22 protein-coding genes are annotated in these 18,550 nt (G+C 52.4%); 7 read left to right on the forward strand and 15 right to left on the reverse strand.

The window, feature by feature from the left end; genetic code table 11:
- Positions 1 to 4 precede the first annotated feature (4 nt).
- Positions 5 to 274, forward strand: a complete 270-nt coding sequence (locus tag EBB_RS08080) for a CopG family ribbon-helix-helix protein (RefSeq protein ID WP_192393232.1) — start codon at positions 5 to 7, stop codon at positions 272 to 274.
- Between the two features lie 144 nt (positions 275 to 418).
- Here EBB_RS08080 and istB read toward each other — a convergent pair whose 3' ends face one another.
- The 4 genes from istB to EBB_RS08095 all read right to left on the reverse strand — a co-directional run bounded on the left by istB (position 419) and on the right by EBB_RS08095 (position 3,485).
- The gene (istB, locus tag EBB_RS08085; RefSeq protein WP_020485619.1) at positions 419 to 1,168 is read right to left on the reverse strand and encodes an IS21-like element helper ATPase IstB; all 750 of its coding nucleotides are present in this window, start codon (positions 1,166 to 1,168) and stop codon (positions 419 to 421) included.
- Positions 1,158 to 1,394 (reverse strand): hypothetical protein, encoded by a 237-nt coding sequence (locus tag EBB_RS25835; protein ID WP_225587273.1) that lies wholly within the window; start codon positions 1,392 to 1,394, stop codon positions 1,158 to 1,160. Before EBB_RS25835 ends, istB begins: the two co-directional genes overlap by 11 nt.
- Positions 1,337 to 2,692 carry an IS21 family transposase gene (istA, locus tag EBB_RS08090; RefSeq protein WP_225587274.1) on the reverse strand — a complete coding sequence of 452 codons (1,356 nt, stop codon included), beginning with the start codon at positions 2,690 to 2,692 and terminating at the stop codon, positions 1,337 to 1,339. The genes EBB_RS25835 and istA overlap by 58 nt, the downstream gene beginning before the upstream one ends.
- Positions 2,693 to 2,972: 280 nt before the next feature.
- On the reverse strand, positions 2,973 to 3,485 hold the full coding sequence (locus EBB_RS08095) for a hypothetical protein (RefSeq protein WP_225587275.1): 513 nt from the start codon (positions 3,483 to 3,485) through the stop codon (positions 2,973 to 2,975).
- Between the two features lie 255 nt (positions 3,486 to 3,740).
- Between EBB_RS08095 and EBB_RS08100 the strand changes: the two genes are divergently transcribed.
- A complete protein-coding gene (locus EBB_RS08100; RefSeq protein WP_192393233.1) occupies positions 3,741 to 4,580 on the forward strand; it encodes a CvfB family protein in 840 nt (279 codons plus the stop codon).
- Positions 4,581 to 4,642: 62 nt separating this feature from the next.
- Here the strand turns inward: EBB_RS08100 and EBB_RS08105 are convergent, their stop codons facing one another.
- The 8 genes from EBB_RS08105 to gshA all read right to left on the reverse strand — a co-directional run bounded on the left by EBB_RS08105 (position 4,643) and on the right by gshA (position 10,926).
- On the reverse strand, positions 4,643 to 5,125 hold the full coding sequence (locus EBB_RS08105) for a cytochrome P460 family protein (protein WP_192393234.1): 483 nt from the start codon (positions 5,123 to 5,125) through the stop codon (positions 4,643 to 4,645).
- Positions 5,126 to 5,371: 246 nt separating this feature from the next.
- A complete protein-coding gene (gene fae / locus EBB_RS08110; protein ID WP_192393235.1) occupies positions 5,372 to 5,920 on the reverse strand; it encodes a formaldehyde-activating enzyme in 549 nt (182 codons plus the stop codon).
- 51 nt (positions 5,921 to 5,971) lie between these two features.
- Positions 5,972 to 6,628 carry a pyridoxamine 5'-phosphate oxidase family protein gene (locus EBB_RS08115; RefSeq protein WP_192393236.1) on the reverse strand — a complete coding sequence of 219 codons (657 nt, stop codon included), beginning with the start codon at positions 6,626 to 6,628 and terminating at the stop codon, positions 5,972 to 5,974.
- Between the two features lie 141 nt (positions 6,629 to 6,769).
- Complete coding sequence (locus EBB_RS08120; RefSeq protein WP_192393237.1) at positions 6,770 to 7,249, reverse strand: DUF4231 domain-containing protein; 480 nt, start codon at positions 7,247 to 7,249, stop codon at positions 6,770 to 6,772.
- 363 nt (positions 7,250 to 7,612) lie between these two features.
- Complete coding sequence (locus EBB_RS08125) at positions 7,613 to 8,077, reverse strand: hypothetical protein (protein ID WP_192393238.1); 465 nt, start codon at positions 8,075 to 8,077, stop codon at positions 7,613 to 7,615.
- 236 nt (positions 8,078 to 8,313) lie between these two features.
- Positions 8,314 to 8,553, reverse strand: coding sequence for an integrase (locus tag EBB_RS08130; RefSeq protein WP_101052192.1), 240 nt, complete (start codon positions 8,551 to 8,553; stop codon positions 8,314 to 8,316).
- Between the two features lie 56 nt (positions 8,554 to 8,609).
- Positions 8,610 to 9,335: a phosphoadenylyl-sulfate reductase gene (locus tag EBB_RS08135; RefSeq protein WP_192393239.1), complete on the reverse strand. Its 726-nt coding sequence runs from the start codon at positions 9,333 to 9,335 to the stop codon at positions 8,610 to 8,612.
- Between the two features lie 4 nt (positions 9,336 to 9,339).
- On the reverse strand, positions 9,340 to 10,926 hold the full coding sequence (gene gshA, locus EBB_RS08140) for a glutamate--cysteine ligase (protein ID WP_192393240.1): 1,587 nt from the start codon (positions 10,924 to 10,926) through the stop codon (positions 9,340 to 9,342).
- A gap of 85 nt (positions 10,927 to 11,011) precedes the next feature.
- On the opposite strand from gshA, the gene EBB_RS08145 reads away from it, so the two are divergent.
- Both EBB_RS08145 and recQ read left to right on the forward strand, forming a co-directional pair.
- Complete coding sequence (locus EBB_RS08145; protein ID WP_192393241.1) at positions 11,012 to 11,170, forward strand: hypothetical protein; 159 nt, start codon at positions 11,012 to 11,014, stop codon at positions 11,168 to 11,170.
- The gene (gene recQ / locus EBB_RS08150; protein WP_192393242.1) at positions 11,167 to 13,299 is read left to right on the forward strand and encodes a DNA helicase RecQ; all 2,133 of its coding nucleotides are present in this window, start codon (positions 11,167 to 11,169) and stop codon (positions 13,297 to 13,299) included. Before EBB_RS08145 ends, recQ begins: the two co-directional genes overlap by 4 nt.
- On the opposite strand, the gene EBB_RS08155 is transcribed toward recQ, so the two are convergent.
- From EBB_RS08155 to EBB_RS08165, 3 genes are read right to left on the reverse strand one after another with little or no spacing between them, the layout of a single operon-like run.
- Complete coding sequence (locus tag EBB_RS08155) at positions 13,268 to 13,732, reverse strand: DUF1249 domain-containing protein (RefSeq protein WP_192393243.1); 465 nt, start codon at positions 13,730 to 13,732, stop codon at positions 13,268 to 13,270. The two genes, recQ and EBB_RS08155, sit on opposite strands and share 32 nt — an antisense overlap.
- A 2-nt stretch (positions 13,733 to 13,734) precedes the next feature.
- Entirely contained in the window at positions 13,735 to 14,139 is a 405-nt protein-coding gene (locus EBB_RS08160; protein ID WP_192393244.1) for a 6-pyruvoyl trahydropterin synthase family protein, read from the reverse strand.
- Positions 14,140 to 14,175: 36 nt separating this feature from the next.
- Entirely contained in the window at positions 14,176 to 14,475 is a 300-nt protein-coding gene (locus EBB_RS08165; RefSeq protein WP_192393245.1) for a PilZ domain-containing protein, read from the reverse strand.
- Positions 14,476 to 14,724: 249 nt separating this feature from the next.
- Between EBB_RS08165 and EBB_RS08170 the strand changes: the two genes are divergently transcribed.
- The 3 genes from EBB_RS08170 to EBB_RS08180 all read left to right on the forward strand — a co-directional run bounded on the left by EBB_RS08170 (position 14,725) and on the right by EBB_RS08180 (position 18,513).
- Positions 14,725 to 15,738: a tryptophan--tRNA ligase gene (locus tag EBB_RS08170; protein ID WP_192393246.1), complete on the forward strand. Its 1,014-nt coding sequence runs from the start codon at positions 14,725 to 14,727 to the stop codon at positions 15,736 to 15,738.
- A 107-nt stretch (positions 15,739 to 15,845) separates the two neighbouring features.
- Positions 15,846 to 16,604, forward strand: a complete 759-nt coding sequence (locus EBB_RS08175) for a YdcF family protein (RefSeq protein ID WP_192393247.1) — start codon at positions 15,846 to 15,848, stop codon at positions 16,602 to 16,604.
- Positions 16,605 to 16,695: 91 nt separating this feature from the next.
- A complete protein-coding gene (locus EBB_RS08180) occupies positions 16,696 to 18,513 on the forward strand; it encodes an ABC transporter ATP-binding protein (RefSeq protein WP_192393248.1) in 1,818 nt (605 codons plus the stop codon).
- Positions 18,514 to 18,550 lie beyond the last annotated feature (37 nt).

The raw sequence follows: 18,550 nt of genomic DNA on the forward strand, positions 1-18,550 counted from the left end.
AGCCATGACTACTAAAGCTGTTAAGTTAGATGATGCTCTTTATGATCGCTTGAAAGTTTTAGGCGAGTCACAGCAACGCTCACCACATTGGCTAATGAAAGAAGCAATCCGGCAATTTATAGACCGAGAAGAAGCTGCGCAACAAATTCGCCGAGATACGCTACAACGTTTAGCTACATATGAGCAAGATGGCAAAGCTATTAGCCATGACGAGGTGGATCTTTGGTTGGCTGCTTGGGGGACTGATAGCGAGGGGCAATGCCCCCTCGCCTGATCTGGCTACCACAAGCCCTCACTGATTTAGTCCGCCTTCGCGAGTTTATCCATGTACACAGTCCGACTGCTGTCAAACGGCTTAGAAAACTTTCCAAAAGTATCCAGGAAAGATCGTCGAAAAGTTTCCAGTTACAGCGACGGGTTATTGGTTTTCCACCGCCTTTTTTCGTTGCTTGAATCGATAGGAATCATTGCCGGTTTCCAAAATATCGCAGTGGTGGGTAATACGATCTAAAAGCGCCGTGGTCATCTTGGCATCGCCGAATACCTGAACCCATTCGCCGAAATTGAGATTGGTGGTGATGATCAAGGATGTTTTTTCATAGAGTTGGCTGATCAGGTGGAATAGCAAGGCGCCACCGGATGCGGGAAAAGGTAGATAACCCAATTCATCTAGGATGACAGCATCCATGGTGGTCAGTTGCTTCGCGAGATTACCGGCTTTGCCCTGCTGTTTTTCTTTATCCAATTGGTTGACGAGATCGACGGCGTTGTAGAAGCGTAACCGCTTGCCTTGGTGAATGGCCGCCACGCCCAAGGCCGTTGCGAGATGGGTTTTACCGGTGCCAGTACCGCCGACTAAAATGAGGTTGTAGGCTTGATCCATGAAGCCAGCGGTCGCGAGCTGTTCGATTCTGGCTTTGGGCAGCGGTGTTTCTACCCAGTCAAAATTCATCAAGTCACGATGAATGGGAAAGCGCGCCGCTTTGAGTTGATAATTCAAACTGCGTGCCTGGCGATCCGCTAGTTCCGTGGCAATCAAGCGATCCAACCAGACTTCCGGCATAACGGGTTTTTGCTGAAGCCCATATTCGGCTTGCCATTCGTTCCAGGCAGAGGCCATACCGAACAGATGCAGGGTTTTCAGTTGCGCAGCGCGATCAATGGACATGGCGAGCGCTCCGTAAGGTGTCGTAACGGCTGCAATCGGCGACGGGTTCGAGCGTGAGTGTGGGTGTCGATGCCGGTGTATTCGCCAACGGTTTTGGTTGAGCGGCTTCCGTTAGGCGTCGCATTTCATTGAGTACGATGGCCGCGCTAATCACGCCGGTTTGCAAGGTCAGATCACAGGCCACGTCCAGCGTGTCCAGACCGGCTTCCCCCAGGTCTCTCGCCACTTGTGCCCTGTGGGTATTAACAGCAGATCGACAAAGGCTCTATCGCCCTTGTCTTGCTTGAGGATACGATCATGTACCACTTTGATGGCAACCGGCAAATCCCAGGTCACAAACGGCGCACCATGACGGAGTGCACCGGGTTTTTTTTCGAGTACCGGCAGATAATGCCAGGGATCACAGATTAACTGATCTCGCCCAAAACGGCGCTCATGGTCGGCAATCACTTTGCCATCCGCCACTATGCCGATGCGATGCGCCGTGAGTCGTACTGATACCACGCGATTGGCCCATGCGGCCGGGACACTATACCGATTGCGATCAATACAGATCAGGCACTGGCTGGATACTCGGCGCATCGATTCCACATAACCCTCGAATGGCGCCTTGATGGGCAACAGCAATGGCCGCTCTTCCGCGAAGCATTCCGCTGTTGAGCGACTAGTCTGCTCGGGATGCGGTCGAGCCGCCAGTTCTTGGCAACGTCTTGCCAGCCAAGCATTCAGCTCGGTAAAGTTGGCACAATGTGGCAGCGGCGTGAATAGCCATTCGCGGATATTACCAACCTGATTTTCGACCTGGCCTTTCTCCCAGCCCGCTTCGGGCGTACAGGCTATAGGCTCGAACAGATAGTGATTGGCTAAGGCTAGGAAACGGCGATTAAAGCGCCGCTCCTTGCCGACAAAGATCGCGTCCACCACGGTTTTCAGATTGTCATAGACCATACGTTTGGGTACACCGCCGAAGAATGCGAATGCCTGATTATGGGCGTCCAATACCATTTCCTGGGTTTCACGCGGATAAGCAATGACAAACATTTGCCGACTGTAGGTCAAACGGAAATGCGCCACCTTGACGATTTGTTCCACGCCGCCCAGCACCGCTGTTTCATGACTCCAGTCAAACTGGCACGTTTCGCCGGGTGGAAAGGCTAACGGGACGAAAGCCTGTTTGACACTGGGTTTGCCAGAGTGATTTAGCTTCCAGTCTTTGACACGACGCTGCACCGCCGTGTACCCACCGATATAACCTTCAATCTGCAAACACTCGAATAGCCGTTGGGCGGTGCGTCTTTGCTTGCGGGGCAAGCAAGCGTCTTTTGCCAGCCAGTCATCTAGCAGTTTGAGATAGTCGCCTAGCTTCGGGTGAGGTTGATCCTTTCGGATCGGATAAACCGGCTCTTCGACCGTCTTGAGGTGTTTACGAATAGTGGGACGGGACAGCTTGAATAATTTCGCCAAGGCGCTGACGGTGACATTCTCAACAAAATGCAATCGCCTGATTTCGGTTATGACTTCCATTTTTATCACTCCAGGTTTCTCCGGCAAAAAGCCGGTCATTGAACAACCTGGGGTGGAAACTTTTCAACGCTCTTTTCCCCAGGAACCTGGAAAGTTTTGCACGCCGTTTTGCAGTTATGGGTAATCAGGTAAATTTTTCCAAAAAATTACGTTATAAGGTTTTGGTAAAAACACAGTGGTCATGCGGAAAGCGGCACTTGTTTTTATAAAGTTTCGATAAAATCGACAATAAGCAAGATCCGGGCTGGCACTACTATGTGCCGGCCTGGAGTCTACTGTTTTAGATGTCCATCAACAGCATCGGTATGCCATAAGTCATCACGAAATAACCAAACGCATAAACCACGCTAACGCTGGTTGGGTAACTGAAGAAAGCGCGAAAGATATAGCTGACGATGGAGATATACCAGACAACCAAAAACACCGCGATGCCTATGCCTATTTCTTCGCGGTAGATATGGTTTTGCAATACCAGCCAATAGTCGAGCGCTTCGGCAGCGACAGCCAAAGTCATGATGAAATTCTCGCAAACGAAAATCGAGGTATACAACTGGTTGAAGCAGCCCCATTTTTTTTCCATCAGCAATAAAATCGCCACCGAGCCGAAGGCCATGGTGGTGCGACCTAAAACTTCCAACGTGCCGTCCGCCGGATCGGAGATCAAGCCTTCAACGATCATCCCGGAAATCAGATAGAACGCCACATTTTTCCACATAAACGAGTTGGGCGGGACTAAGTCCGACGGATTGTTCAGAAACCAGCAAGAGGACAGGTATTTCAGCAGTAGAGTCATAATCGGTGTTTTTATTCGATAAACGCGGGTTTTATCGAATCGAAAAAATCGTCCATTATAGACGGGCGGCAGCATAACGGGGTTTTGACTTCGTTTTACGTGCGTATCGTCACCTTTGGCAAGCTTTACAAGGTGCGGCCGTTTAAGGAGAAGCGGTCTGCCGTTTTGCCGATTCGTTTGTATAATAGCCGTTCATTTCTCCGCGTGTGGCCAGCAAGTGCCTACGCTCATGCCCAACCAAACTCCGGAACCTTCATGATCGAACTAGGCAAATTCAACACTTTAACCGTCGTCAGCCAGCGTGATAATCAGTATGGTCTGGATGGTGGGGAACTTGGCGAGATTGGGTTGGCGGACAAAGATGCACCGGATAATCTTAAGGTCGGCGATACCGTAAACGCCTTTGTCTATATCGACGGTAAGAATCAAACCATCGCTACCTTGCAAACCCCGCTTGCCCAAGTCGATAAGGTGGCGTGGTTAAAATGTATATCGCTCAGCCATGCCGGTGCGTTTTTGGGATGGGGATTACCCAAGGATTTGTTGCTGCCGTTCAGCGAACAGAAGGGCAAAGTCGTTGAAGGCCGTTCATATTTGGTGCGGCTATTTTTAGACGAAAACAACCGCATCGCCGCGACGATGATGCTGGATGATTTCATTCAGGATCAGGCGTTTTATTACAAAGACGGCCAAGCGGTGCAACTCATCATCGCCGACGAAACCGATTTGGGCTTTAAAGCGGTGGTGGACAATCAATATTGGGGCGTGTTGTATAAAAGCGAGACTTTTCAGCCCTTGCAAAAAGGCCAGTCTCTGAGCGGATTCATCAAAAAAGTTCGCCCGGACAATAAGCTGGATTTGGTCCTGAGCCAGGAAAAATACGGTCAGAAAGTCGATGCAACGTCCGAAAAAATTCTGGCGATACTGGCAAAGCGCGGTGGCTATGTGGCGCTGACCGACAAAAGTGCGCCGGAGATTATTTACGACACCTTTGGCGTCAGTAAAAAGGTCTTCAAGCAGGCGATAGGCGGCTTGTATAAGCAACGACGGATCGTCATCGAAGAAGCGGGTGTCCGTTTGCTTGATCAGGCCTAAAACTATTCTTGGGTAAGGTAGAGACGCCATATTATGCGTCCCTACCTTGTTAGTCTGGGATCTTAAGGCCGATATTGCGAGAACACATAATCGGTTTTTTGCTCGGATGCATGGCAGGCAAAGCAAGAAGTACCGCCGTCTTTCACCAGCCGTTCGGTTTTGCTGTTGCCGGCAAAGCCTTCAAAGCCCCAGCCGCCGGTCGCGGCAAATTTTTTCGCGTCTTTCAGCATCACGCCCACAAGCTTGCGTTCGCTTTCCTGAATGGTTTTATCCTTTTCCTGATACTGCAGTAAATCGAACACCAGCACCGAGCCGTCGGCGTACTTACCGGTTTTCAAACCGGCTTCCGCTTGTTTATTGGCGTAGACATGATGCAGGCCTTGAAACGGATTTTCCAGGGCGTGGCCGGATTGAATCAGCATGCTTTTAGCGTGCAGCCAGTTGCGATAGCCCTCCGGAAACGGCACGGCCTGATCGGCGGCAAACGCGGTAACGGCGGTTGTGCTTAGCAGGCCCATAAGCAATATCGAAATGCTTTTTTTCATGATCGTATCCCCCATAAAAAGTAAATGCGCACATAATTTCGAATCGAAACTATGTGGTCTTTTTAAGCGGGTTTGCGGCTTTTGTCAAACAAATAGTGATGCGCTATTAGTTTGCTTGGTGAAGCGAGGCGCGGCTGGATGGTAGGTGCGGTGTTAAGCGGTAATGGCGGGCAAGACGACAGCAGGGGAGCGAAAGATGGCGTGGTGTTGGGCTGCAAAAGGCTTGCAACCCAAGTGACCAGACAATTAAATCTTGCCGTCCAACCCCATCTGAAAATACTTGTGGGTGATTTTTTCCTGGTTTTCCAGCAACCAATCAATGTCCGGCGTGTTGGTCATGGCTTTATGAATGGCTTTGGCCATGGCCTCGCGGTGGATGTTGAACAAAATTTGATGATCCAGATTGTCGTCTTTGATCACGCTAGGATTCAGCCAGACCGAGCAAATAATCCCCAAATCGTTGGCTTTTTCTTTGGGAATATCACCCGCGCGCACCGCATCCAATACCCCATTGGCAATCGCCGCTTGCACGGTGCCCATCAAAATATTGGTGTAACGGCTATTTTTAACCGTCACCTTACTGACCATCAGCGTGACCGGACGCACCTGAATATCGGTATTTAAAATCGCGAATACCCGCGAGTGGCCCTGCACTTGATCGCCGGTTAACGTGGCAATTGCGGTGCCAACCGGACCGTCCAATTCGCCGATGATGATTTCCGGTTCCGCCGCCGTACCGGCTGGTCCGCCCGCTACCAGGGCTTCGCCGGTGCGCATAATGATTCTTTCGCTCATGTGGGTCTCCAAATGTATGTTGAGGTTAGTAATTCTGAGGTAGGGGGTGAGCTAAGCGTCGCCGTTCAACACCATCGCTCCGTATTCTTCCGGTGTGATTATTCCGCCCAGCCTTTCCGCGACGTGACTATCGCAAGCTGGCAACACATCCTGCACAGCATCGATACGCTTCCATTGCGGTAACGGTGTGTCTTGATGGGCTTGCGGCACGTATTTCGAGCTGGCAACCCGGCTCATGCGGTGAATGTAACGCGGACAGTTGATAAAAATCTCGCTAATCGCCACCCGCACAATCAGCTCCGCTCCGGGATAGTCTGCCAGTAAGGGATCGTTGGCTTCAATGCGGGCGTCGCCATGCACCCGAATCCGGTGTGGGGTTTCGAAGTCGATAAACAACATGCCGATTTTCGAGTTGCCGTTGATATTGCCCATCGATAAAAACATGCCATTGCCGTCGTAACTGGGAAAGGCCAGTTCTTGCGGATTAACCACCTTCACCAGGCCAGGATTGCCGCCCTTATACGAGCATGTCGGGTAACCGCGTTGGTCTATCGTGGTCAGAAAGAAAAAATCCCGGCTCTCGATAAACGGCTGATGCTGCTCGCTTAGCTGCTGTTCAACAATGATTTGTTCCAATCTGTCAGCCAGATTAACGGTGTCGTGCTGTTCTTGCAATTGGCGGTGCTGCGGGCTGTAAAAGTCGCTCATGGGCGGTGCTCCTGTTTTGGATGGTGCGGCGATTCTAACAGGAATGGCGATTAGGCTGGTTTTACGGTTGGATGATGCAGAGCGTCTGGGGAGGCGTTCCCACGCCGAGCGTGGGAACGACAAATGCGGTTAGCTTCCTGGCTATTGTCCTTGTTGGCTGATCGAAGTCTTTCCCGACGATTCGCTGGCAGTGGTCATAATGTTTAAAGTCGCGGAATTCTCGGCATAAATGGCATCTTCGACCCGCTCGACAAATTGCTTGAACGCCTCAGCGTCGTCCAGATTTTGGTAACGGCCGACCCGGGTTCTAAACATGAACTTCTCATGGCCCAACAGTTGTTCCGTAGAACGGTAGTTTTTCCATTGCTCGCGGTAGTGGTAAACGCTTTCCAGCGACACCACGATTACCACCAAGAGACTGATCACGGTGACGACGATTTGCACAATCGGCAGACCCCATAAGGTTTGCTGCGGAATATTGACCAACACCGGCACCAAGCCGCCGCCCACCACAGAAAACGCCCGCATTCCCAGGTATTTACGCTTCGCCACCACTGCCTTCGCGTCATACCAATTCTGATACTGCTCCAGCCGCTCAGAAATATATTTTTCCGGATCCATCAGTACCTCCAAAACGAATACTCATTGGTCGACGAACGGTCCTAAGCCGGAGAGACGGGTTTTCTCCCGTATGCCGCGCCGAGCACCGCAGCTTTTGAACGGATCAGCCCGAAGGGGCGATGCAGGGATGCATCGCGTTGCATGCAGGGGCTGGGAAGCCCCTTCAGGCAACCCCGTTCAAAAGCGAGGAGCGCAGGAATCAAGCGGCATCCGGGGCGCCTTTTCTTTGGATACTTTCTTTTGGCGACGCAAAAGAAAGTATCTCGGTTGTCGGTCCGAGAACCGACGTTAAAATATCAGTCGCGATAGCGACACAAAACCCGAACCCGCGTGGGCACAAAAAGCCGTGCCCACCTTACGCAACTAGGGATTATTGAGTACGCCTTTCTTCCGTAGTTCTCGAAGCAGTTCTTGAACCTGTTGTTTCACTTCTATGTGTGATTTCTTGAGAGTCTTGGAATAGCTGACCAATGCCGCATAATGGCTTTTAGCATTGGCAAGATGGATTTGGTTTTGAGTCTCCTGGGAAATCCAATATGCATGCTCGTGTTTTTGAACAAGATCATTGTTTAGGCGATAAGAGTCAACGAGGCCACGCGCTTTTGAATACGTTGAAACAATTAATTTTCGAAGATCATGGTCTTGAATACGACCTATAAAAAATGCATTTGAATTATAGATAGTGAAATATTCCTGGGTAACTGGCCAGTACAAAATTAGAGGTTCAGTTTCACCTAAAGCTTCAAGCTGGTGGCCAATATTATCAACGTAGTTATCCCAGAGGGTTTCGATTTCATCATGAATGGCTTGGAGAATTCCATGAATCATTTGTAGGTCATTTTTATCTTGATCGGAACGTTGCCATCGGTGTGATAGATAGGTGGTTATTAAAGTTAATGCACTACCGACAAAGGCGCCGATGGCAGTCGATCAAAGAATATCCCAAATTATTTGCAAAACTTTCTCCAAATCAAGAAACCGACATAAAGTTTGGGCAAGGTAATCCCCGGATTATAGCGAACACGACAATCAGGACTGTGCAGTCAGTTTAGCTGGTGCGCCGCTTACGCAAACACCTTCCACAGCATCGCCATCGTAAACGCCAAATTAAACCCAATCATCCATTTCAAGAGCTTAAACTCACCCTCGGCATACATCTGGTACTTCAGCATTTGCTCCTGGACAAAATGCAAATGATCTTCCTTGCTGAGCTGCTGGATGGCTTCCGCTGCCTTGATTGCCTTGGACTCACTGACGCCGGCTTCTTTCAAAGCTTCATAGACTTCTGTAATCATCGTAGCCATGTTTTTCCTCCGCTAACGTACTGCCAAAGTATACCAAGTTTCTGTAAATCAACGGCTCAAGCCGATTTAACATTCCCCCCATGCAACCCACATTCCTTCTTCGCCGCATCCTCCCACCACCAACGCCCAGCCCGCTCATGCTGATTCGGCAGTACCGGCCGGGTGCAAGGCTCGCAGCCGATACTGATGTAGCCGTGCTGGTGTAGTTCGTTGAACGGCACCTGATAGGCTTCGATGTAATCCCACACCTGCGCGGATGACCAGTTCAGTAGCGGGTTGAATTTGATCAGTTGTTTGCCGGTGCCGGAGAAGCCGGCATCGAGTTGCGCTTCCGGGATGTCGCCGCGGGTATCCAGGCTCTGGTCTTTACGTTGGCCGGTGATCCAGGCATCCAGTGTCGCCAGTTTGCGTTTTAAAGGTTCGACTTTGCGGATGCCGCAGCATTGTTGATGGTTGTCTTCGTAAAAGCTGAACAGGCCTTTTTCTTTGACAAAGGCATCGAGCTGCTCGCGATCCGGGCTCAAGATGTCGATGGCAATCCCGTAATGCTTACGCACTTTTTCGATGAAGCGGTAAGTCTCGGGATGCAGGCGGCCAGTGTCCAGGGAGAACACTTGAATGTCTTTTCTGATTTGCAAGGCCATGTCGATCAGTACCACATCTTCCGCACCACTGAAGGAGATGGCGATGTTATCGAAATGGGCTAGCGCGGCTTTTAAGATGGTGCGCGGATTTTTGCCTTGCAACTCGGTTTGGGCGGTGCTTAAGTCGAATTCAGTCATGGATTTAGCTCTGGGCAAAGTAACGGGATAAATACTCGTCAAAGTCCAACTTGTCGTTGGCTTCGATGTCGGCTTGTTTTTGCAACGATGCGGCAGCCATGTCCTCGAACTGCCGTTGCGTGTCATCGTCCAGCGGTTCGGCGTTGAAATAATGTTTATGCAAGGCCGAGGTGTTGCTGGCGAAGCAGCCAAACTCCTGGCCGTTTTCGCGCATGCATGCCAGGATGCGGGCAGACGGCGTCAAGGCCGGGTTGTCCACGACCGCCAACTGGTGTTGCAAAGCCAATTGATACGGGCGGTCCAAACTGCCTCTGTCCAGCACCGCGCAGATCGGTTGCATGGCGTACAAGATACTGTGCGCCCATTGCTGTAAGGTGACGGTTTCGCCGCCCCGGTTTAACTGCAAACCGGGACGGCGGCCTTCATTGGCCACCAGCAGTTGGTTGCTGTTGTTGACCTGAAATTCGTCCGGGCCTTGCGGAGGACTGTCCTGCAAAAGGCAATATAGTAAGAAGGCCTCGATAAAGCGGGCGGTACTTTCGTCTATCCCAATCGGATTCAGCAGATTCAAATCCAGCGAGCGCATTTCCACATACAGCACGCCGCGCCGTTTCAACGCCAGCGTCGGTTTCTCGCCGGACTTGGCGATCTGTTTAGGGCGCATGGTGCTGTAAAACTCGTTTTCGATTTGCAGAATGTTGGCGTTCAGCTGCTGATATTCACCGTCCAGTTTCACGCCGATGGCTTCATAGTCGGGATAAGGGGTGTTGATCGCCGCGCTCAGGCTGTCCACGTAGCCGTCCAGCGAGTTGTAATCGATCTTCAAGCCAGCCTGGTTCTTGCTCTTATAACCGATGTCGCTCATCCGCAGCGAGGTGGCGTAAGGGTGGAACACGGTGTGTTCGTCAAACTCCTTGAACTGCTCCATCAATTGCGGACGGCTTTTGAAAAAGGTTTTGCAAATCGCCGGCGAGGCGCCGAACAGATACAAAATCAGCCAGCCTTGGCGATGGAAATTACGGATCAGGCCGAAATAAGCGTTGGAGATAAAATCTTCCAGGCCGGCGGTGCAGCCGCTTTGCTGGTACAGCGCCGGCCACAGCGCTTCCGGCACCGAATAATTGAAATGAATGCCGGCAATGGCTTGCATGGTGCGGCCGTAACGGTGCCACAAACCTTTCCGGTAAACGTGTTTCATCTTGCCAATATTGGACGTGCCGTATTCGGCGATGGGTATGCTCAAGTCGCCGTCGATACCGCAGGGCATGCTGGTAGCCAGCAGCATTTCCTCGCCCAAATGCGGGTAAACGAACTGGTGAAGCTGGTGCATGTAGTCCAGGGTTTGGCGGATGTCGGCAAACGGCGGAGTGATAAATTCCAGCAGCGCTTCCGAATAATCGGTGGTGATGTAAGGGTGGGTCAACGCTGAACCCAGCGCCTTGGGGTGTGGGGTTTGGGCGATTTCGCCATGCTCGGTGATGCGCAGGCTTTCTTTCTCGATGCCTTTCAGGCCTTGTTTTAACAGGTATTGTTGATCGTTATCGATCAGATATTTAAGACGGTCGGGTAAACGGCAGTAAGTAATGAGCATAGAAAATTAGGCGCCTTCCGCGGCTGGGGTAAGCGCGGCATTATATAGGGTGGATTTTGAATTGTTGAAATTGGCGTGCTGTACATTGAATCAAGAAGATTGGGGAGGTGCGTTACTATTTCAAGGCTTAGAAGGCAGCGGCGGATTTAGCCTGTCCCGGGCGCTTGCTGATGATGGCCTGATCTATGGTCTAATACCGCAACGACTTTTTGCCGGTTTAGATTTAGCAAGTAATGATTTATGACAAATAACCCCGCCCTGCAAACCCTGCGTAGCGTGTTCGGCTACGACAGTTTTCGCGGCCAGCAGCAACAGATTATCGAGCAATTAATCGGCGGCCAGGATGTGTTGGTGTTAATGCCGACCGGCGGCGGCAAGTCCTTGTGCTATCAGATTCCGGCCTTGGTGATGGATGGGGTTGGCATCGTGATTTCGCCGCTGATCGCGTTGATGCAGGATCAGGTCAGCGCCTTGCATCAGGTAGGCGTGAGAGCAGCTTATTTGAATTCGACGCTGGCGCTGGAGCAGGTACGCGAGATCGAACAGCAATTGCAGAGCGGCGAGTTGGATTTGCTGTACATCGCCCCGGAGCGCTTATCCAACGCCAGAACCCAAGCCCTGTTCGCCCGCTGCAAGATTGCGCTGTTTGCGATTGACGAAGCACACTGCGTATCGCAATGGGGGCATGACTTTCGCGCCGACTACTTGTTACTATCGGTATTGCACGAACAGTTTCCGCAAGTACCGCGGATTGCTTTAACCGCGACTGCCGACGAGCGCACCCGCCAGGAAATCATTACCCGCCTCGCATTGGAGCAGGCACAGGTCTTTGTCAGTGGTTTTGACCGGCCGAATATCCGCTATCGGATTATTCAGAAAGATAATGCCCGCCAACAGTTACTGAACTTTATCCGCACCGAACACCCCGGCGACACCGGCATCGTTTATTGCCTGTCGCGTAAAAAAGTCGAGGAAACCGCTGACTGGTTGAATCAAAAAGGCCTGAAAGCGCTGCCTTACCATGCCGGCATGGAGCATCGAGAGCGGCAGAAAAATCAACATCAGTTTTTGATGGAAGACGGCTTGATCATTGTCGCCACCATTGCTTTTGGCATGGGCATAGACAAACCCAACGTGCGCTTCGTGGCCCATCTGGATTTGCCGAAAAGTGTGGAAGCTTATTACCAAGAGACGGGTAGGGCGGGGCGCGACGGCCTGCCGGCCAATGCCTGGATGGCTTATGGTTTGCAGGACGTACTGACGCTGCGGCAAATGCTCAGCACCTCGAATGCCGACGAGGCGCACAAGCGGATTGAATTGCATAAGCTGGACGCGATGCTGGCCTTGTGCGAAATGGTCAGTTGCCGGAGGCAGGCGCTGTTGGGCTACTTTGGCGACGAACTGGAGCAGGGTTGCGGTAACTGCGATACCTGCCTGGAGCCGGTGGAAACCTGGGACGGCAGCGTCGCCGCGCAGCAAGCCTTGTCTTGTATCTATCGCACCGGCCAGCGCTTTGGCGTGACCTATTTGATTGATGTGTTACTGGGCAAGAGTGACGACCGCATGCGCCAGTTCGGCCATGATAAGCAGTCGACGTTTGGGATTGGTAAAGCCCTGGACGAAAAACAATGGCGCTCGGTGTTTCGGCAATTGGTCGCCAAGTCTTTGGTGGAAATTGATTTCGAAGGCCACGGTAGTTTGAAACTGACCGATGCCTGCCGGCCGGTGTTGCGGGGTGAGCAAACCCTGATGTTGCGCAAGGATGCGCAAATCGCCAAAACTCGGCGCGAGAAAACCGAAAAACGCCAGCCGGGAGGGGCGGCGGACAGCGCCTTGTGGAATGCCTTGCGGGCCAAGCGCAAAGAGCTGGCGGACGAGCAGGACGTGCCGCCGTATGTGATTTTTCACGATGCCACCTTGATGGCGATGGTCGATGCCCGTCCGCGCAATCATCAGCAACTGAGCATGTTGTCCGGCATTGGCCAGCGGAAACTGGAGTTGTACGGCGATGAGTTTCTGGCGGTGTTGGCGGAATTCGACGACGAGCCGCCGGCCTCGGCTACCGATACCGTCACGGAAAGTCTGGATTTATTCAGATTGGGCTATAGCGTCGAGCAAGTCGCTAAACAGCGCGGCCTGAGCGAAGACACGATTTATAACCACATGGCCAAAAGTCTGGAGCTGGGCCTGGTAGCGCTGGGCGATGTGTTGAGTTTGTCGCCGGCGGAAGTCAGTGAAATCGAGGCGGTGTTGTTAAGCTTGCCGGAAGAGCAACGCAACGCCTTGAAGCCGGTCTACGAACAATTGGGCGGCGCTTACAGTTACGGCGTGTTGCGTTGCGTCAGAGCGGCTTTACAGCAGCAGCTTGGTTGAGTTTGTCGTGCGTGAAGCGGTAATCGGTTTTCAGGCAATGATCCAGCCACTTTTGCAGGAAATAGTTTAAGCGCCACTTGTAGTTCCTGATTTCCACCAGATTGCCGGGGTCTTGGTAAACCTTATCGACCGTCGGCCGGTCGATGTCGCGCAGCACTTCCGCCAATTGCGCGTCCAGATAAATCCGAATTTTCACCGCCGGCACGATGTGCTCCGAAAGCTGTTGGTCGAAGCAATGGCTAAGTTCTATCGTCAAGGTGTAGGGATTGCGCTCCAGCACTTGCAGATACAGCGCCGGTTTGTTCTGGGTCAGGCCCACGGCGGTTTTATCAAAAGATCGCAGGTTAGGAATCAGTCTGAACAGCTTTTGATAGTTGGATTCGCAGATCTTTTCCAGACACAGCGCGGTATTGACCGGTTGTACCAAGCTCATGCTTAGTCTTCCCGATAACAAGCATTGGCGCTGGCGGTTTCCCACAACACCACTTGATCGACATTAAAGCCTTGTTGTTTGACGTGGTTGTAAATCATCTTGCTCAACACTTCGGCGGTGGGATGTTCGTCGATAGCCAAAAACTGCTCGTTGTTGGCGACCAGAGCCGGGATGATAGGGTCGTCTTTATGCAGCAAAAAATTGTGATCCAGCACCTTATTGATAAAGCCATCCACACAATCTTTCACGTCGGAAAAATCGCAGACCATGCCTTGGTCATTGAGGTTGTTTTGTTTGATGGAGATGCTGGCTTTGACGCTGTGGCCGTGCAAGTTGCGGCACTTGCCCGGATGGTTCATCAGACGGTGGCCGTAGCAAAAATAAACTTCTTTGGTGATGATATACATAGTGTGCTACGTCCTTGTCAGAAACGGGTGCTGTCCTTAATTGCCTTTGATGCTTTTGATCGAGGCGGCTATTTCAAAGCTGCCGTCGCCTTGCTTGACGCTACGCACCACTTCGATGAAGGCCGTCATCGGCGGCGTGATTTGGGTTTTGGGCATGATGCTGACTTCCATGGCCAAACCGATGTCAAAGGGTTTGTCTGCAATAAAAGACACGCCGGCGCCGCTCAGCGTCGTACATTTGCCGGTGCTGACCTCACTGGAATCGGCCAGCTTATAGGTAATGTCACAGTCCACATCCATACGGATGTAATCGCGTTTTTCATCATGATTCAGCATTGGCTTCCCCCGATTCGGATTGGCAGTGGTTGGGTAAAAAATCAGTCGCAGGGAGTTTACTATAAATAACTGCCGCTCTGGTTAGGAAATAGTGGCCCATATCGCCGGAATCAGCGGATTTTTTGGGCGGGCTGTGACGCAGTTGGCATCCAGGCAATTGCCAGGTCCGGCGGTTTTATTGCCTGACTATCCCAGGCTATTTGTGTAAAATTCCGCCACTTTTTCATTACAGACAGCGCAGGCAGCAGCATGAGTAAATCCATTGTCCTTACCGGTATCACCACCACCGGCACGCCGCATCTTGGCAATTATGCCGGGGCGATCCGGCCGGCGATCAATGCCAGCAAAGACGAGCACGTCAGACCGTTTTATTTCCTGGCCGATTACCATGCGCTGATCAAATGCAACGAGCCGGCGCGCGTCAAGCAATCCAGTTTAGAAATTGCCGCCACTTGGCTGGCGCTGGGTTTGGATACGTCTAACGCGGTGTTTTACCGGCAATCCGATGTGCCGGAAATTCTGGAACTGACCTGGATGCTGACTTGTGTCACCGCCAAAGGTTTAATGAACCGCGCGCACGCCTATAAAGCCGCCGTCGCCGAAAACGAAGAAACCGAAGGTAATGATCCGGACAAAGGCATCACCATGGGGTTGTTCAGTTACCCCATCCTGATGGCCGCCGATATTTTGATGTTCAACGCCAACAAAGTGCCGGTGGGCAAGGATCAAATCCAGCACATCGAAATGGCCCGCGACATTGCCAGCCGCTTCAATCATATCTACGGTGAACATTTTGTCTTGCCGGAAGCGGTGCTGGACGACAATGCCGCGACCTTGCTGGGCCTGGATGGTCGCAAGATGAGCAAAAGCTACAACAACACCATTCCGTTGTTCGAGCCGGAAAAGAAACTGCGCAAGCTGATCAACAAGATCAAAACCAATTCGCTGGAACCCGGCGAACCGAAAGATCCGGAAGGCTGCACTTTGTTTGGTATTTACCAGGCGTTTGCGAACCAGCATGAGCTGGATGCAATCCGCCAACGCTATGCGGAAGGCATAGGCTGGGGGGAGATGAAGCAAGTGTTGTTCGAAAAAATCAACGACGAAATCGCGCCGGCCCGCGAGCGCTACGAAGCCTTAATGGAAGCGCCGGAGCATATCGAGCAGCAATTGCAAGAAGGCGCCGAGAAAGCCCGAGCCATCACTCGGCCGTTTATCAATACCTTGCGGGAAGCGGTGGGTATTTCCAGATTGGCGATATAACGGCGCCAAGCCTGTAGAGACGCAAAATCTTGCGTCTCTAACTCACTCCCAATGTGGTTTGTCTATAGCCATATTGACTGATACTTGCTCAAGGATGATCGTATCCCATGTCCATCATCGCTATCTACGTTATCAAGCTGCTGTTGTTGCCGCCAACCTCTTTGGCGATGCTGGCGCTGGTCGGCTTACTTTTGCGCAAGCGTAAATGGGGGAAGAACATGGCGATAGTCTGTCTGGCACTGTTGTGGTTATTGAGTTTGCCGATTGTGGTTAAGCACTGGGCCATGCTCTGGGAGCGGGTTCCGCCTCTTTCTACCGAAGCCGTGCAGCAATTCAAACCACAGGCTTTGGTGGTGATAGGCGGCGGCATTGAAACGTCAGCGCCGGAGTATCCTGGGCAGGTCACTTTACATGTCAGAACCTTGCTGCGTGTGCGCTATGCTGCCAAGTTGGCCAGGGAATTGAGTCTGCCGATTCTGGCGTCCGGGGGCGGTATGCTGGAGCCGGATGACATTCCCGAAGCGGATTTGATGGCGCAAACCTTGGAGAGCGAGTTTAAAACGCCCGTGGCTTGGCGGGAGCCGCGTAGCAGCAATACTGCCGAAAACGCCCGCTTTAGCCGCGAGCTGTTAAAAGAGTTTGGCGTCAATAAGATAGTCCTAGTCACCCAGGCCTACCATATGCCGCGGGCTGCTTTGGAGTTTCGCAAAGCCGGTTTTGAGGTATTGCCCGCGCCAACGGCCTTTATCGGCCACTACGGCGAATCCCGCTGGCTGGATTGGTTGCCATCGCCGACTGCTTGGTCTAACAGCTTCTTGCTGGCCCACGAAATGGTCGGTATGTGGTGGTATCGAATTCGTTACTGATATAACGCTGCTCCACCTGGCCCTTTCATCAACGGCGCGGCCGCTGGGCAATTGGCTATAATGGCCGGCCGCTTTCTTAACTGATGCCGCCATGTCCAAATCGCCCACCAAGGAAGGTCTCCGCCGCGCCGCGGAAGCGCCGCCGTTACCCGCCAACCCTTGGCGTTTTATCCTGTTTTGCCTAAAACCGTTCCGCTGGCTGTTGCTGTTGATGCTGGTGCTGGAAACCGGGCAAGCCGCCGGCAGCATTTTGGTGCCGTATGCGATCAAAGCCTTGATGGACGCGGTTGCCAATCAGCCCGTGCCAGTGGGCGATTGGCTGGAGACTTTCAAACAACCCTTGCTGCTGCTCGCCGGCCTGAATACGGCCGAGATTATTTTCAGCCGCAGCAGTGGTGCGGTGCTGATTATCATGGGTCCACGTTTGCGGCAGGGCACGGCAAGGTCCTTATTCGCCTATCTGCAAAACCACGCTCCGCGCTACTTTGGCAACCATTTCGCCGGTGCGCTGGCGCATCGCATCAGCGAAACGGCGATGAGCGTCAATCACACCACCTGGTCCATCATCTGCGATTTCTGGCCGATAGCCGTGACGTTTACGGTGTCGGTGACGCTATTGCTGGGAGTGCATCAAGGCCTGGGTTTATTCGTGGCCGGTTGGGTGTTGATGTATGTGTTGATCTCGTATTGGCTGGCAACCCGCTGTCAGCCTTACGCGCAAGATTTTGCCGCGACCCGCAGCATGGTCAACGGCAAGATCGTCGATGCGGTGACGAATATTCTCAACGCCAAGCTGTTCGCCCGTTTGCAGCACGAACGCGAATACTTGGATGGCTTTCTGGATACCGAATTAAAAAGCGCCCGCCGCACCTTTTGGTATATGGAGCGGGTGCGCTGGTTTCAATTTACCGCTGCCGCCATTTTAAAGATCGGCACCATCGGCTACGCCTTGCAACTTTGGCAGGCCGGGGAAATCAGCGTCGGCGCCTTTGCGATGAGTACCGGCTTGGCGATTTTGGTGATAGGCGACGCCCGCAATTTGAGCCGGCGCTTTCTGGAGTTTTTTGAATACGTCGGCAACGTCGCAAACGGTGTAGATACCATCATCCAAAGGCACGAAATCATCGACCTGCCGGATGCCAAACCCCTGCACATCAGCCAGGGCCGCATCGAATTTAAAAACGTCTGCTTTAGCTACGAGCCGGGCCGGCAGGTGTTCGATGGGTTAAATGTGGTGATAGAGCCGGGGCAGCGGGTAGGATTGGTCGGCTTCTCCGGTTCCGGCAAATCCACTTTTGTGAACTTGATTCTGCGCAACTTCGAGCCGCAAGCCGGGCAGATTCTGGTCGATGGCCAGGACATTTTGTTGGCGACTCAGGATTCCTTACATGCGCAAATCAGCCTGATTCCGCAAGATCCGAGCCTATTTCACCGCAGCCTGAAAGAAAACATCGGCTACGGCAAATTGGATGCCGACGACGCGCAAATCAGCTTCGCCGCCAAACTCGCCCACGCCGAAGAGTTTATCGCGGCGATGCCGGAAGGTTATGAATCACTGGTCGGCGAGCGCGGCGTCAAACTGTCCGGCGGCCAGCGCCAGCGCATTGCCATCGCCAGGGTAATGCTAAAAGACGCGCCCATACTGATCCTGGACGAAGCCACCTCCAGCCTGGATTCGGTCACCGAAAAAACCATCCAGGAAAACCTGGAGCGGGTCATGGGCCGCAAAACCGTCATCGCCATCGCCCACCGCCTGTCCACCATCGCCCATTTGGATCGGGTGCTGGTGTTCGATCAAGGCCGCATTGTCGAGGATGGCAGCCATCAGGAGTTGCTGGTTAAGCAGGGCTTTTATTACCGGTTGTGGACCATGCAGGCCGGTGGGTTTTTGCCGGATGAGGTGGTTTAGTTTGATGAAGCAACCAATGTGGTAGCTAAGTTGTTAG

This window comes from Methylomonas fluvii (assembly GCF_014850975.1).
Taxonomy (GTDB): domain Bacteria; phylum Pseudomonadota; class Gammaproteobacteria; order Methylococcales; family Methylomonadaceae; genus Methylomonas; species Methylomonas fluvii.